The 14,889-nt window shown below is 69.3% G+C and carries 12 protein-coding genes; 5 read left to right on the top strand and 7 right to left on the bottom strand.

Annotated features, from left to right (window positions below; all coding sequences use genetic code 11):
• Nucleotides 1–67: 67 nt before the first annotated feature.
• The 5 genes from ASF17_RS07200 to ASF17_RS07180 form a co-directional block, all read right to left on the bottom strand.
• Nucleotides 68–823: a type 1 glutamine amidotransferase gene (locus ASF17_RS07200; protein ID WP_055797176.1), complete on the bottom strand. Its 756-nt coding sequence runs from the start codon at nucleotides 821–823 to the stop codon at nucleotides 68–70.
• Entirely contained in the window at nucleotides 820–2,079 is a 1,260-nt protein-coding gene (locus ASF17_RS07195; protein WP_055797171.1) for a MurT ligase domain-containing protein, read from the bottom strand. The genes ASF17_RS07200 and ASF17_RS07195 overlap by 4 nt, the downstream gene beginning before the upstream one ends.
• Before the next feature lie 3 nt (nucleotides 2,080–2,082).
• The gene (locus ASF17_RS07190; protein ID WP_055797169.1) at nucleotides 2,083–3,297 is read right to left on the bottom strand and encodes an RNA polymerase sigma factor; all 1,215 of its coding nucleotides are present in this window, start codon (nucleotides 3,295–3,297) and stop codon (nucleotides 2,083–2,085) included.
• Nucleotides 3,298–3,546: 249 nt separating this feature from the next.
• Entirely contained in the window at nucleotides 3,547–4,887 is a 1,341-nt protein-coding gene (locus ASF17_RS07185) for an MFS transporter (RefSeq protein ID WP_055797167.1), read from the bottom strand.
• A gap of 67 nt (nucleotides 4,888–4,954) precedes the next feature.
• Nucleotides 4,955–5,872: a proteasome assembly chaperone family protein gene (locus tag ASF17_RS07180; protein ID WP_055797163.1), complete on the bottom strand. Its 918-nt coding sequence runs from the start codon at nucleotides 5,870–5,872 to the stop codon at nucleotides 4,955–4,957.
• Nucleotides 5,873–5,957: 85 nt separating this feature from the next.
• Here ASF17_RS07180 and ASF17_RS07175 point away from each other — a divergent pair, with 85 nt between their 5' ends.
• From ASF17_RS07175 to sucB, 3 genes are all read left to right on the top strand, one after another.
• Nucleotides 5,958–7,436 carry a leucyl aminopeptidase gene (locus tag ASF17_RS07175; RefSeq protein WP_055797160.1) on the top strand — a complete coding sequence of 493 codons (1,479 nt, stop codon included), beginning with the start codon at nucleotides 5,958–5,960 and terminating at the stop codon, nucleotides 7,434–7,436.
• Nucleotides 7,437–7,595: 159 nt separating this feature from the next.
• Nucleotides 7,596–8,969, top strand: a complete 1,374-nt coding sequence (gene lpdA / locus ASF17_RS07170; protein WP_055797157.1) for a dihydrolipoyl dehydrogenase — start codon at nucleotides 7,596–7,598, stop codon at nucleotides 8,967–8,969.
• A gap of 56 nt (nucleotides 8,970–9,025) precedes the next feature.
• Nucleotides 9,026–10,519 (top strand): 2-oxoglutarate dehydrogenase, E2 component, dihydrolipoamide succinyltransferase, encoded by a 1,494-nt coding sequence (gene sucB, locus ASF17_RS07165; protein ID WP_055797154.1) that lies wholly within the window; start codon nucleotides 9,026–9,028, stop codon nucleotides 10,517–10,519.
• Between the two features lie 10 nt (nucleotides 10,520–10,529).
• Here sucB and ASF17_RS07160 read toward each other — a convergent pair whose 3' ends face one another.
• Complete coding sequence (locus tag ASF17_RS07160; protein WP_055797151.1) at nucleotides 10,530–11,834, bottom strand: hypothetical protein; 1,305 nt, start codon at nucleotides 11,832–11,834, stop codon at nucleotides 10,530–10,532.
• A 122-nt stretch (nucleotides 11,835–11,956) separates the two neighbouring features.
• On the opposite strand from ASF17_RS07160, the gene ASF17_RS07155 reads away from it, so the two are divergent.
• Entirely contained in the window at nucleotides 11,957–12,679 is a 723-nt protein-coding gene (locus ASF17_RS07155) for a DUF4191 domain-containing protein (protein ID WP_055798414.1), read from the top strand.
• 66 nt (nucleotides 12,680–12,745) lie between these two features.
• On the opposite strand, the gene ASF17_RS07150 is transcribed toward ASF17_RS07155, so the two are convergent.
• Nucleotides 12,746–13,192, bottom strand: a complete 447-nt coding sequence (locus ASF17_RS07150; RefSeq protein WP_055797148.1) for an RDD family protein — start codon at nucleotides 13,190–13,192, stop codon at nucleotides 12,746–12,748.
• A 142-nt stretch (nucleotides 13,193–13,334) separates the two neighbouring features.
• Here ASF17_RS07150 and glnA point away from each other — a divergent pair, with 142 nt between their 5' ends.
• Nucleotides 13,335–14,759, top strand: a complete 1,425-nt coding sequence (gene glnA, locus ASF17_RS07145; protein WP_055797142.1) for a type I glutamate--ammonia ligase — start codon at nucleotides 13,335–13,337, stop codon at nucleotides 14,757–14,759.
• Nucleotides 14,760–14,889 lie beyond the last annotated feature (130 nt).

Below are 14,889 nucleotides of genomic sequence, written 5' to 3'. Positions count from 1 at the left end.
AGGGCTCTACCCGGCGATCACGACGGAGAAGCCCGCATCCTCACCGAGGATGCGGGCTTCTCCGTCGTCACATCGCCTTGAAGGACCGCTCGAGGTTGTCGGCGATCACCCGTTGCGATGCCGCGGCGTAGCGATCGAGCTTCTCATGCGCCTCGGTGATCGCATAGGAGATGCCCCGACGCGAGAGCGCTGATCTGAGGACCCTGTCGGTCAGTGCCGGGTTCAGAGGCAGCAACGGACCCTTGAGCTGTGTGCCGAAGGACGTCCCCCGCACGACGCCCTCGTGTCCGTCGGCACCGTTGCCGCCACCGTGGACGACGCTCGCGAAGGGCTGCGAGCCCGTGCCCAGCTCGAGATGAGCGGCATGATCCTCGAAGCCGAAGAGCGTGAGCTCATCGCCGCCGTAGGTCGTCGTCACCTGGAAGTAGTTCGTCCGACGAGGGGCTCCTCGTCGGACCAGCGCGTCGAAGAAGCCGACCCCGTCGACCGTCTCGCCCTCGACCGTGACGACTCCGCGCGTCAGGAGTTCGAGCCCTCCGCCGACCGCGACCACGGGTACCCCCGACTGAGCGAATCCCTCGAGGGACTCACGGAGACGTGTCGCGTCGGCGCTGACGGCTCGGACTCCGGAGAGCGGACCGTGACCGAGCACGACGACGTCGGCCACCATCGGCACACCGTCACCGACCCGGTACTCGGTCACCTCGGACGCGATGCCCGCTCGGCGGGCTCGCTCCACGAGCGTCGTGACGTTCCCGCGGTCTCCGCTGACGCCGAGCTCCTCAGGGTAGAGGTGGACGATTCTCAGGACATCGTCGCTCACGCGCTCTTCTCCAGGTCGGGGTGGCCCAGGATGCGGCGTGCCAGCATCATCTGCTCGTAGTTCGTCACGAAGTGCTTCGTCTTGTCGCTGGGTGAAGGCAGGGCCCGCATCAGTCTGATCGCCTTCGAGATGTCCTCTTCGATCACGTGGACGGGGATGCCCTCGTGCTCGAGCCGCAGCGCCAGCTGCCATGCCTTGGCACCCGCCAGGACGTCGACGTGGTCGAGGTGCGAGAAGTCGATGTCGTAGATCCACGAGATGTCGGGGGTGCCCTCATCGATGGCCAGCATCACCTGCTCGACGCCCTGCGGGAGAGCATCGAGGTTCATCTGCAGACTGGCTGCGTTCTTGAACATGATGAACTCGGCGTCGTCCGTGCCGAGGGACATGCGCTCTCCGCGGCCGTAAGCCGGCTTCATGCCGTCGAACGCCCGAGCCGCCGCGACGGCGTCGATCGATCCACCGAGCACGACTGCCGCGGTCTGAAGGGCCGCCGCGGCGTCGACGGCGTAGTGCAGACCTCGGGCGGGGAGCTGGACCTCGACGGTCACTTCACCGACGCGGATCGTCGCTGCGGCGCCGTCGAGGGCGACGACCTCGGCCTCGGCGGCGAGAGTCTGGTCGGCGCTCCGCGTGAAGTCGTTCGCGTTCTGCAGACCGTTGGGCGACGCGGCGACGATCTCGGGCGACGCACCGAAGCGGGTGACGGTCTGGCCGGGGCGCGCCACGTACGGCCCGAGGTGCTGGTCGTCGCGATTGGTGACGACGGCCTGCGAGGCCAGAGCGGCCGTGTCGGTCATCATCGTGCCGACGCGCTCGGTCTCGAAGAAGCGGTACAGCTGATCGACCTGGACGTTGAGCATCAGCACGGTCGAGGGGTTCAACGACTTGGTCAGCTCGACGGCGAAGGCCTCGTCGACCTCGATGACCCCGATGTCGTGCTTGACGTCGCCGAACGGCGTGACCTCGCGGAGGAACGCCGAGGCGATGCCCTGGGGGAGGTTGGCCCCGGTCGGATTGGTGAACACCGAGAGACCGTGGGCTCGCAGCGTCTCGGTCAGCATCATGGTCGTGGTCGACTTGCCGTTGGAGCCGAGCACGAAGACCACGCCACGCTCGAACTGCGACGAGACGTGCGTGAGGAAGTCGGGTGCCAGTGCCAGAACAGTTCGGCCCGGGTAGGCGGAGCCACCGCCTCGGAGACGCGCGACAGCGCGGACGAGCCTGCCCGCGAGAACGGGGACGACGTACTTCACGGTCTACTCGAGGTAGTCGCGGAGCGACTGCGATCGCGACGGGTGGCGCAGCTTGGCCATCGTCTTCGACTCGATCTGACGGATCCGCTCGCGGGTCACGCCGAAGGTGTCGCCGATCTGGTCGAGGGTCTTCGGCATGCCGTCGCCGAGTCCGAAGCGCATGCGGATCACGCCCGCCTCGCGCTCCGACAGGCTGTCGAGCAGCGACTCGAGCTGCTTCTGCAGCATCGTGAATCCCACGGCGTCGGCCGGGACGACCGCTTCGGTGTCCTCGATGAGGTCGCCGAACTCGCTGTCGCCGTCCTCACCGAGAGGCGTGTGCAGCGAGATGGGCTCTCGCCCGTACTTCTGCACCTCGACGACCTTCTCAGGCGTCATGTCGAGCTCGCGTGAGAGCTCTTCGGGAGTGGGCTCGCGTCCGAGGTCCTGCAGCATCTGACGCTGCACCCGAGCGAGCTTGTTGATGACCTCGACCATGTGGACGGGGATGCGGATCGTGCGGGCCTGATCGGCCATGGCGCGGGTGATGGCCTGACGGATCCACCAGGTGGCGTAGGTCGAGAACTTGAAGCCCTTGGTGTAGTCGAATTTCTCCACGGCCCGGATGAGGCCGAGGTTGCCTTCCTGGATGAGGTCGAGGAACTGCATGCCGCGCCCCGTGTAGCGCTTGGCCAGGCTGACCACGAGTCGGAGGTTGGCGCCGAGCAGGTGGCTCTTCGCGCGCTGACCGTCGCGGGCGACCCAGCGGAGCTCGCGCTCGAGCTCCTTGCTGAGCCCGGTGCTCGCGGCGAGCTTGTCCTCGGCGAAGAGTCCCGCCTCGATGCGCATCGCGAGCTCGACCTCCTCCGCGGCGTTCAGCAGGGCGACCTTGCCGATCTGCTTGAGGTAGTCCTTGACGGGGTCGGCCGTGGCTCCCGTGATGGTGGTCGAGTAGACCGGCATCTCGTCGTCGTCGTCCTGCGAGATGACGAGAGCTCCTGTGGGAAGGACCTCGGGTGCCTTGTCAGGGGTCTCGGCGTCGGCCTCGACGGCGACCTCGGGCGACTCGGCGTCGTCGTCGGCCGGTGCCTCGTCGGCCGCCTTGGCGGCTTTGGGCGCCGCCTTCTTGGCGGGGGCGCGCTTCGCAGGCGCCTTCTTGACGGGGGTCTCGACCGCGACCTCGGTCGTGTCGGTCGCAGTCTCGTCGGAGGCTGCGGTCGCTTTGCTGCGGGTAGCCATGCGATCACCTTTCACATCTCGTCGCTCGGTCCGGGCTCGACGCTCGTGGTCGAACGACCGGAACCGTCGAACCTCGACCGGCAGAGGATCGCGTCGGTCGATTTCGGGCAGTACTAGGACCCATGTCAAGTCTCGGAGCGAAGGCGGGCCTCAGCGAGGCGGTGACATCGGGGTACGAGAAACGAACGGGTCCGTGCTCCATTATTGCACGCCCTGAGGGGGCGCGCCGACCGGAGGCCTGACTCCGCGTCAGGGTCGGCGACCCCGCCTCGTCCGCCACCGGCGCATGACGGCGACCCAGATGGGGGCGACCTCGATCCCCTCCTCGCGGTGGAGTCCCGACCGGGTCCGGCGTCGCTCGACGACGAGGCCGATGACCCCGGCGCCGACGACCACGTACTGGACGAGGAAGGCCACGCGGAACGACTCGAAGGCGAACACGTCGCTGGCGGCCCCCGACGCGACGCGCGCCGCGTCCAACCGGTCGAGCACGACGCCGATGAGGAACATCATCACGAAGCTCGCCAGGAAGCCGCCCACGTTCACGATCCCGTTGGCCACCCCGAGGCTCCGCAGGGGGTTGAAGCTCCGTGCGAAGTCGAAGCCGATGATGGACCCCGGGCCGCCGACCCCCAGCACGATCACGAGCACGACGGCGATCCAGGGCGGCGGAGTCCCCGGCCAGGCCAGGACGACGGCCCAGACGACGCCCATGGCGGCGACTATGCCGAGGACGAGGTTCGACCGGCGCAGGGGGAACCTCGCGACGAGCAGACCCAGGATCGGCCCTGCCACGACCCCGGAGGCCACGAGGACGGCCAGCAGACCCGACGCCTCCCCCGATGACAGCCCGAGGCCCCCCACGAGGAACGGCACGCCCCACAGGAGGCTGAACACCGTGCCTGACGACTGCGTCACGAAATGCGACCAGAACCCGAGTCGGGTCCCCGGGCGGCGGGCGCTGTCGACGAGCTGGCGGCCCGCCGCCGCCCATGTGGTCGCCGTCGTCGGCGCCGCCGCCCCGTCGGGCGATTCCGAGACGAGCACGACGACGACGACCACCGCCACGACCGAGAGCGCGGCCGCGCTGACGAAGGCCGGCGACCAGCCCGCGCCGTGGAGGACGATCGACAGGGGCACGGCCGAGAGGATCTGCCCGAACTGCCCGATGTTGCCCGTCCACTGCGACACCTGGGGCAGGATCGGCCCGCGGAACCAGGACGGCAGGAGACGGATGACCGAGATGAACGTCATCGCGTCGCCGGCACCGACCAGCATGCGGCCCACGATGGCCATGCCGATCGCCGGCGGGGCGAAGGCGACCACGAGCTGGCCGGCTGCGAGCAGCACTCCGCCGGTGACGATGAGGGCCTTCGGCCCGACCTTGTCGAGCATCACGCCGACCGGGATCTGGAGCCCGGCGTACACGATCAGCTGGACGACGGCGAGGGTCGAGAGCGTCGACGCGGACACGTCGAAGAGCCCCCGCGCCTCGACGCCGGCGACTCCGAGCGACGACCGCTGCAGCACGGCGACGATGTAGGCGAAGACGGCGGCGCCCCAGACGAGCCAGGCGCGGGACGAGTTCACCCGACGAATCTACCGTGGCGGACGGACGACGGTCAGCCCACCCCGGCACGGATCGAGGAGGTGCGGCTCAGTCCGTCGAGTCTCCGTCGCTGCGTCGGGCGAGGAACTTCTCGAGCTCCGCCGCGAGAGCGTCGGCGCTCGGCACACGGCCGTCCTGATCGGTCAGCGGCGACGGGAGGGGGTTCCCCTCCATGTACGTGTCGTGTCGCTCCTCGAGGGTGGAGACGAGTCTCGAGAGCTCCGTGTTGCCGTGCACCTGCTCCTCGACCTTGGCGAGGAACTCCCGCCCCTCCTCGCGCAGGCGGTCGGTCGGGAAGATGAGCCCGGTCGCGGCGCTGATGCTCGAGAGCGCCGCCACCGCGGCGTCCGGGAACTCCGTGTCGGCGAGGTAGTGGGGCACGAGCAGGACGAAGCCCGTCGTCGGGTGGCCGTCTCTACCGAGCCGGTGCTCGATGAGGTGCAGAGCGTTGGCGGGGGCCTGCGTGACGGGTTTCCAGACGGAGAGCGTCTCGATGAGGTCGACGCGGTTTCCGCTGACGGTGACCCCGATCGGCCGGGTGTGCGGAACGGGCATCGGGATGGCGTGCACCCAGGTGGTGGTCGCCACCCGGTACCGCTCGACCAGCTGCACGACCGCGGCGGTGAAGCGGTTCCACTGGAAGTCGGGCTCGAAGCCCGACAGCAGGAGGAAGGGCTGACCGATGTCGTCGCTCATCAGGTGCAGCGACAGCCGAGCGACGGACACCTCGCTGATGTGATCCTGATCGAAGGTGAAGACGGGGCGGCGGGCGCGGTAGTCGAGCAGCTCGTCGGCGTCGAAGCTCGCGAGCAGGGTGTTGTCGAGGGAGTCCAGCATGTACTCGGCCAGCTGGCTCACGGCGGAGCCGGCGTCGGCGAAGCCCGTCAGGGCCGCGACGAGCGGCAGCCCGTCGGGGACGTTCGGGGCGTCGGCGGAGAGGTCGTAGAGTCCGGCAGGGTCGTGCATGACGTCCAGCCTAGGTACCGGCGACCCGAACCACGGCCCGTCGCCACGTGCCCTGAGCGAACAGAGCCGTGGATACCATCGGGGCATGACCGTTTCGATCCTGACCACCAGCACGACCGCAGCCACGGACATCGAGGGCGACGTCCTCGTCGTCGGCGTCCGCAAGACCACCACAGGACCCGAGCTCGTGCTCGACGTCGACGGCCTGTCGGACGTCCTGTCCTCGCTGGGCGTCACGGGCGCTCGCGATGAACTGGTGCGCCTGCCCGGATCGGCCGTGCGCGCCTCCTCGATCGCCCTCATCGGGATGGGGGACGCCGTCGACGCCGAGGCCGTCCGATACGCGGCCGGCTCGGCCGTCAGGCAGCTCACGGGCGTCGACCGTGTCGTGCTCGGTCTGCCCGTCGCCGGAGCGCACGAGGCGCTGGCCGCACTCGAGGGCGCGGCCATCGCCTCCTACGAGTTCGACGCGTTCCGCTCGACGTCCGCCTCCGAGTCGCGACGCCACGCGCGGGACATCGTGCTCGCCACGTCCGAGCCGGTCGACGCGTCGATCGTGAAGCGCGCCACGGCGATCGCGACCGCGGTGCACACGGTCCGCGACCTCTCGAACACGCCGCCCCAGCAGATGTTCCCCCAGGCCCTCGCGGACAAGGCGCTCTCACTCGCCGAGGGGACCGCGCTCGAGGTGACCGTGCTCGCCGAGGAGGAGCTCCTCGCCGGGGGCTTCGGAGGCATCCTCGGCGTCGGACAGGGATCGAGCCGTGGACCGCGTCTGGTGAAGGTCGAGTACAAGCCCGCCGGAGCCGCCAAGCACCTGGCCCTCGTGGGCAAGGGCATCACCTACGACACCGGCGGTCTCTCTCTGAAGCCGGCCGGCTCCATGCTCGGCATGAAGGACGACATGACCGGCGCGGCCACCGTCCTCGCCGTGATCGCAGCCGCCGCCGAGCTCGAGCTGGCCGTCCGCCTGACGGCGTGGCTGTGCATCGCGGAGAACATGCCGAGCGGCACGGCCATCCGGCCCGACGACGTCCTCACCATCCGAGGCGGCACGACCGTCGAGGTCACGAACACCGACGCCGAGGGCCGGCTAGTCATGGCCGACGGGCTCGTCGCCGCCAGCGAGGAGCAGCCCGATGCGATCATCGACGTGGCCACCCTCACGGGGGCGCAGGTGGTGGCCCTGGGGATGCGGACCGTGGGCGTCATGGGCAACGACGAGCTCGCATCGCGCGTCGTGGGGATCGCCGACTCCGTCGGCGAGACGTTCTGGCGCATGCCCCTGCCGGGCGAGCTGAAGGCCCGCCTCGCGTCGGACGTCGCCGACCTCGTGAACGCGACCCCCGGCAACACCGCGGCGGGGATGCTCCTCGCCGGCGTGTTCCTGAACGAGTTCGTGGGCGTCAAGGAGGGCACCGAGACGGCGCTCCCCTGGGTCCACCTCGACATCGCGGGCCCGTCCAACAACAAGGGCGGCGGCTACGGCTACACGGGCAAGGGTTCGACCGGTGTTTCCGTGAGAACCCTGCTAGAGCTGGCCTCCGAGTTTTCGGCCTCGTAGTAGGGTCGTGGAGGCGGGAGAATCCCGCAGAACACGGTCCCTGAACGCCGGCCGGACTCCACGACACGATGGAGGCCGTCGGGTGGTGCGTCGTCAAGACCATGACGACGCGCACCCGCCCGGCGCGGGGCACCTCCGAACGCACGAGGGAGTTGCTGGGTGTCGGAACAGAATTTTGACCTGGTCGTGCTCGGCGGCGGCAGCGGTGGATACGCTGCGGCGCTCCGGGCGACCGAGCTGGGGCTGAACGTCGCGCTCGTCGAGAAGGACAAGGTCGGCGGCACATGCCTCCACCGCGGCTGCATCCCGACGAAGGCGCTGCTGCACTCGGCAGAGGTCGCCGACGTGTCACGCGAGTCGGCGAAGTACGGCGTCCACACGGACTTCCACGGCATCGACATCCCGGCGGTGACGAGCTACCGCGAGGGCGTGGTGGCCAGCAAGTACAAGGGCCTCCAGGGGCTCCTGAAGGCCCGCAAGATCACGACGATCGAAGGGGAAGGTCGACTGACGTCCCCCTCGACCGTCCAGGTCGGCGAGACGACCCTCAAGGCGAAGAACATCGTCCTGGCCACGGGCTCGTACTCCCGGAGCCTGCCCGGTCTCGAGATCGGCGGGAAGGTCATCACCAGCGAGCAGGCCCTCGCCCTCGACCACGTCCCGAACAAGGTGGCCATCCTGGGTGGCGGCGTGATCGGCGTCGAGTTCGCCAGCGTCTGGAAGTCCTTCGGCGCCGAGGTCACCATCATCGAGGCCCTCCCCCACCTCGTCCCCAACGAGGAGGAGTCGATCAGCAAGCAGTTCGAACGCGCGTTCCGCAAGCGCGGCATCGAGTTCTCGCTGGGTGTCCGGTTCCAGAGCGTGACCCAGAACGACGACGGCGTGGTCGTCACGCTCGAAGACGGCAAGACCTTCGATGCCGACCTCCTCCTGGTGGCCGTGGGTCGGGGGCCGTCGACGGCCGGTCTCGGCTTCGAGGAGGCCGGGGTGACCGTCGACCGCGGCTTCGTCATCACGAACGAGCGTCTCGCGACCTCCGTCCCCGGCGTCTACGCCGTCGGCGACATCGTGCCCGGTCTGCAGCTCGCCCATCGCAGCTTCCAGCAGGGCATCTTCGTCGCCGAGGAGATCGCCGGGCTCAAGCCCGTCGTCATCGAAGACGTCAACATCCCCAAGGTGACGTACTCCGACCCCGAGGTGGCCTCCGTCGGCCTCACCGAGGCGAAGGCCTCGGAGAAGTACGGCGGCGACAAGATCACGAGCTACGACTACAACCTGGCGGGCAACGGCAAGAGCCACATCATCGGCACGGCCGGATCCGTCAAGGTCGTCCGCGTCGTCGACGGTCCCGTCGTCGGGGTCCACATGATCGGCGCGCGCGTCGGCGAGCTCATCGGAGAGGCGCAGCTCGCCGTCAACTGGGAGGCCTACCCGGAGGACATCGCTCCCCTGGTCCATGCGCACCCCACTCAGAACGAGGCTCTCGGTGAGGCGATGCTGGCTCTAGCCGGCAAACCGCTTCACGCGATGTAGCCCCACCCGCACTTACACACACAAAGACACACAATGTCGTCAAAGGAGTTCCACGAATGAGCGAATCCGTCAACCTCCCGGCACTCGGTGAGAGCGTCACCGAGGGTACGGTCACCCGCTGGCTGAAGAACGTCGGTGACCGCGTCGAGGTCGACGAGCCGCTGCTCGAGGTCTCGACGGACAAGGTCGACACCGAGATCCCCTCGCCCGTCGCCGGAGTCATCGAAGAGATCCTCGTCCCCGAGGACGAGACCGTCGAGGTCGGAACCGCCCTGGTGCGCATCGGCGACGGCGGCTCCGACGCTCCCGCCGAGCCGGCCGCCGAGGATCAGGCCGAAGCACCGGAGTCGTCCGCGGAGACCGGCGACGACGCGGAGGAGGCAGAGCTCCCCTCGTCGGCTGCCCCCGCTCCCGGCGAGGACTCCGAGGCCTCGGCCCCCGAGCCGGCACCCGCCGCCGACCCCGCGCCTGCCGCCAGCCAGGCCGCGCCTCCGCAGGCCGCGCCGGCCGTCCCCGCCGCCGCTCCTTCGGCCCCGGTCGCTCCGGCGGCCGCCGCTCCCGCGCCGGCCGCGACTCCCGCCGCCGCTGCTCCGGCCGCCGCAGCGGCACCGGCTGCTCCGGCTCCGGCCGCCGACTCCAACGCGACGGCCGGCTACGTGACGCCGCTCGTCCGCAAGCTCGCCAACGAGAAGGGCGTCGATCTGTCGAGCATCTCGGGCAGCGGCGTCGGTGGACGCATCCGCAAGGAGGACGTCCTCTCCGCCGCGGAGGCCGCCGCGAAGACGACGGAGGCGCCATCCGCAGCCGCTGCTCCGGCCCCCCTCGAGATCTCGCCCCTGCGCGGCACGACCGTCCCGATGACGCGCCTCCGCAAGGTCGTCGCCGAACGGGCCGTCCAGTCCATGCAGGCCATGGCGCAGCTGACGAGCGTCGTCGAGGTCGACGTCACCAAGGTGGCCTCGTTCCGTGACGCCAACAAGGCGGCGTTCCTCGAGAAGACGGGCAACAAGCTCTCGTTCCTGCCGTTCTTCACCCTCGCTGCGGCGGAGGCCCTCCAGGCCCACCCGAAGCTCAACGCGACCGTCGACGGCGACTCCATCGTCTACCCGGATCACGAGAACATCAGCATGGCCGTCGACACCGAGCGCGGTCTGCTCACGCCGGTCATCAAGAACGCCGCAGACCTCGACCTGGCCGGCATCGCCGGTCAGATCGCCGATCTCGCTCAGCGGACGCGCGACAACAAGCTGAAGCCCGACGAGCTCGCGGGCGGCACCTTCACCGTCACCAACACCGGGTCGCGCGGAGCGCTCTTCGACACTCCCGTCGTGTTCCTGCCCCAGGTGGCGATCCTCGGCACCGGGATCGTGGTCAAGCGCCCCGTGGTCATCAAGGCCGACGGCGGTGAGGCCATCGCCATCCGCTCGATGGTCTACCTGGCCCTGTCGTACGACCACCGCATCGTGGACGGCGCGGACGCCGCGAGGTTCCTCGTAGCGGTCAAGGACCGCCTCGAGGCGGGCGACTTCACGGCGAAGCTAGGCATCTGAGTCCGGCCCGTCACCGACGGGCTGTGATCTCGCGGAGCCGCCAACCGGCCTCGGTCCTCACCACGAGGACCGAGGCCGGTTCGTCGTCTCCGGTGGTCGCCGTGAAGAGCACGCTCTCCCCCAGTCGCTGCGTCTCGGCGCCCAGCCGGATCGGCACGATGACGCCCTCCGTGGCGCCCGGGTCCCGGAGCAGCACGGCGTCCCGATCCTCGAGGGGTGAGCCCGCGTGGTCCACGGCCGCGAGACAGGAGGGCGTGACGTCTCTCAGGCACCGGGCCCGCGCCTCCAGCAGGAGGCCCGCTGCCGCGGCGGCGTCGTCACCGCGGATGACCTGATCGACGCCCGTCGGGTCTCGCGGCGACTCGTCGGGCACGGAGGTCGCCTCGGTCTCCGGCGGCTCCTCGGCGCCCGGCGTCGTCGGCGACGGAGCCGTCGACGAGGAGGATGCCGCCGGCTCACCGCCGGCGGGTCCTTCCGCGAGGTTCAGAGCCGCCACCGCACCGACCGAGACGACCAGGGTCGCCGCCACCACCCGGAACCGGGGCCGGATGCCTCGCAGCCGCTCACGGAGGGTCGTCGAGCTGCGAGAGACCCACCAGGCGGCGGCTCGCTCCACCAACGCGCTCTCGGGAAGCACGGACGCCCAGGCCGGCAGGGCGCCCTCGGGCTCCGCTGGACTCCCCGTCGCCGGCCGCCGGTCGATCTCGCCGAAGACGGTCGGGAGGGGCTGCGGAGCCCCGAGATCATGGGCCCACTCGAAGAGCTCCTCGGGGGTGCTCGGTGGCGTGCCGCCCCCGGGGCGCCCATCGAGCTGCTCGGCGACGAGAGCCCACAGGTCGCTCACCGCGGGATGCTCGCGATCGGGCGACCGCACGACGATGCCCCGACTCAGCCCGAGGAGCACGGGCGCCCCGCGATCATCGATGGCGACATCGCTCGCCGACAGGCCCGCGGGCACGATGCCGCGGGACGCCAGGTGAGCGAGCGCCGAGGCCAACGGCACCACGAGCGTCACGGCCTCGCCGCGTTCGACGACCCCGCGCCCGGTTAGCCAGGCGTCGAGCCGGACCGGGGGCGCGCCCCGCGTGACCACCACGACCCTCCCCTCGTCGTGGAACACGTCCAGGATCTCGGCGACGTGCGGATGCTCGGCCGACCCGAGCACCGCGGCCTCGACGAGCGCCTCTCGGGCGGACGCCGGGGAGGCGCGGAGCAGGACCGCCTCACCGGAGCCGGTGACCGACGTCCACCACTCGGACGGGGCCGGTCCGTCGACCTCTCGAGCCTCGTAGGGCCCCACGGTGGTCGTCGACATGGCTCGATCCTGGGCTTCCGCGATGACGAGCCGCGCTCTCTGGCAAGGCATCTGGGGATCCTCGAGCCTGCGACGTGACCGGGGAGGACTCATGACGGCGGACGACCCCGTATCCTGTGTTCATGGCACGACGTAAGTCTTCGGAGAACACGACCCCGAAACCGCCCAAGGAACCGGGCCGTTTCAAGCAGATGTGGCAGGTCTTCCAGATGACCCGCCGGATCGACAAGACGGCTCTGCCCGTGATGCTGGCGGTGCTGATCCTCCCCATCCTCCTGGGCGTGGTCGCGGGCCTCTTCCTGTCCGAGGGCAGCATCCTGGCGCTCGTCCTCTACATCGTCGTGGGCGTCATGCTCGGCATCCTCCTGCTGCTGATCGTGCTCGGCCGTCGTGCCGAGCGCGCCGCCTACTCGCAGATCGAAGGCCAGCCGGGCGCCGTCGGCGCGGTCATGAAGAGCGGCCTCCGCCGAGCATGGCGTGCCAACGAGATGCCCGTCGCCGTGCAGGGTCGCAGCCAGGCCGCCGTCTACCGTGCCGTCGGCAAGCCGGGTGTCGTCCTGATCGCCGAGGGTGCCGCCGGTCAGACGAAGCGCCTCGTCGACGAGGAGCGTCGCAAGGTGGCGAGGGTCCTCCCGAACGTGCCGATCACGGTCCTGCACGTCGGCCCGGACAGCGATGCGATCCCGCTGCACAAGCTCGCCGGTCGCATGAACAAGCTCAAGAAGGCCATCAACCGCAACGAGGTGCTCGCCGTCGGCAACCGCCTCCAGTCACTGGGTCAGAACGGTCTCCCGATCCCCAAGGGCGTGGACCCGTTCAAGGTGCGCGCCGGTCGACCCCGCTGACCTGCGCATCCCATTCGGGTCGCACCGCCGCTCTCCCCGGAGGCGGCGGTGTCGTCTCTCCCCCGGTCAGACCCGCACGAGGATCGTGCCCGCGATCCGATCGTGCAGGCCTCGCTGATCCAGATCGAAGACGACCGCGGGGATGACGAGCGCCACGAGAGCGGTGCGGACGATCGGACGCCAGACCCCGAGGTAGCCCCCGGCCATCCGGACGACGCGCATCCGCAGAATCAGATGTCCGATGGTGCCTCCGAGAGTCACCAGGAACACGATCTGCACGACGACGAAGACCAGCGTGATGGCGATCCCCTCGCCGCCGAAGAACGCGAAGGCGACGACGTAGGCCAGGGCCCAGTCGATGGCGATGGCGGCGACGCGACGGCCGAGTCGCGCCACGGACCGGGGTCCGTGCTCGGGGAGGCCGAGTCGACGACCGGGCCAGGCCTGCGGGCCCTGCCCCGCGCCTCCGGCCGGGTCGTGACCGTTCGACGGGGTGCGGGGCGTCTGGGGCATGCCCCGAGCCTACCGATCGGCGCAGCCGTAACATGCCGGAAACATTGAGGACACTACGTCGAAACGGCCCCTCAATAGCCTCGTCTGAGGCTGCAGCCGTGGCCTGTCCGTTCCAGCCAAGCCCATTGGAGAGACATCTCGTATGTTCACTGATTCTTCCGAGGTGCTGAAGTTCATCAAGGACACCGACGTCAAGTTCCTTGATATCCGCTTCACCGATCTTCCCGGTGTCCAGCAGCACTTCAACATCCCCGCCTCCACGGTCGACGAGGAGTTCTTCTCCGTCGGACAGCTCTTCGATGGATCGTCCATCCGTGGCTTCGCCTCGATCCACGAGTCGGACATGCAGCTCATCCCGGACGTCACCACCGGCTACGTCGACCCGTTCCGTGCCGAGCGCACGCTCATCCTCGTGTTCGACATCTTCAACCCGCGCAACGGCGAGCTCTACAGCCGCGACCCCCGACAGGTCGCCAAGAAGGCCGAGAAGTACCTCGCGTCGACCGGCATCGCCGACACCGCGTTCTTCGCCCCCGAAGCCGAGTTCTACATCTTCGACGACGTCCGCTACGAGGTGAAGCAGAACGCCAGCTTCTACAGCGTCGACAGCGAAGAGGGCGCCTGGAACACCGGCCGCGTCGAAGAGGGCGGCAACCTCGCCAACAAGACCGCGTACAAGGGCGGCTACTTCCCCGTCAGCCCGGTCGACAAGACTGCGGACCTCCGCGACGACATCAGCCTCAAGCTGATCGACGCGGGCCTCGAGCTCGAGCGCGCGCACCACGAGGTGGGCACCGGCGGTCAGCAGGAGATCAACTACAAGTTCGACACGATGGTCCACGCGGCGGACGACATCCTGAAGTTCAAGTACATCGTCAAGAACACCGCCGAGCTCTGGGGCAAGGTCGCGACCTTCATGCCGAAGCCGCTGTTCGGCGACAACGGCTCGGGCATGCACACGCACCAGTCGCTGTGGAGCGAGGGCAAGCCCCTCTTCTACGACGAGAACGGCTACGGCGGTCTCTCGGATCTCGCCCGCTGGTACATCGGCGGTCTGCTGAAGCACGCTCCCGCCGTCCTGGCCTTCACGAACCCGTCGATCAACTCGTACCACCGTCTGATCCCGGGCTTCGAGGCTCCCGTCAACCTCGTCTACTCGGCCGGCAACCGCTCGGCTGCGATCCGGATCCCGATCACGGGCACGAACCCGAAGGCCAAGCGCATCGAGTTCCGCGTACCGGACGCCGCCTCGAACCCGTACCTGGCGTTCGCCGCGCAGCTGATGGCCGGTCTCGACGGGATCCAGAACCGCATCGAGCCGCACGAGCCGGTCGACAAGGACCTCTACGAACTCCCCCCGGAGGAAGCCAAGAACATCCCCCAGGTCCCCGCGTCGCTCGACGGTGCGCTCGACGCACTCGAGGCCGACCACGAGTTCCTCACCAAGGGCAACGTCTTCACCGAGGACCTCATCGAGACCTGGATCGCGTACAAGCGCGAGAAGGAGATCCTCCCGATGGCCCAGCGCCCCCACCCGTTCGAGTTCGAGCTGTACTTCGGCGTCTGACCCGGACAGGTCTCACGAGGCCCGTGCCCCCCAGGGGTGCGGGCCTCGTGGCGTTCCCCGCACACGTTCCCACCGGGCCCCCACGGTCGCGAGGTGCGCGCCGGGCGCCGTGCGCGACCGAACCCGCCGT

Source organism: Frigoribacterium sp. Leaf263 (genome assembly GCF_001422285.1).
GTDB lineage: Bacteria > Actinomycetota > Actinomycetes > Actinomycetales > Microbacteriaceae > Frigoribacterium.
The sequence above is the reverse complement of the archived record's forward strand: the minus strand, read 5'-3'. Positions and strand labels throughout refer to the sequence as shown.

Excerpts from the sequence above, each read along its gene's own strand:
- glnA (WP_055797142.1), top strand. The coding sequence starts at position 13,335 with ATGTTCACTGATTCTTCCGAGGTGCTGAAGTTCATCAAGGACACCGAC.
- ASF17_RS07155 (WP_055798414.1), top strand. The coding sequence starts at position 11,957 with ATGGCACGACGTAAGTCTTCGGAGAACACGACCCCGAAACCGCCCAAG.
- ASF17_RS07180 (WP_055797163.1), bottom strand. The coding sequence starts at position 5,872 with ATGCACGACCCTGCCGGACTCTACGACCTCTCCGCCGACGCCCCGAAC.
- ASF17_RS07190 (WP_055797169.1), bottom strand. The coding sequence starts at position 3,297 with ATGGCTACCCGCAGCAAAGCGACCGCAGCCTCCGACGAGACTGCGACC.
- ASF17_RS07160 (WP_055797151.1), bottom strand. The coding sequence starts at position 11,834 with ATGTCGACGACCACCGTGGGGCCCTACGAGGCTCGAGAGGTCGACGGA.
- ASF17_RS07175 (WP_055797160.1), top strand. The coding sequence starts at position 5,958 with ATGACCGTTTCGATCCTGACCACCAGCACGACCGCAGCCACGGACATC.
- sucB (WP_055797154.1), top strand. The coding sequence starts at position 9,026 with ATGAGCGAATCCGTCAACCTCCCGGCACTCGGTGAGAGCGTCACCGAG.
- ASF17_RS07150 (WP_055797148.1), bottom strand. The coding sequence starts at position 13,192 with ATGCCCCAGACGCCCCGCACCCCGTCGAACGGTCACGACCCGGCCGGA.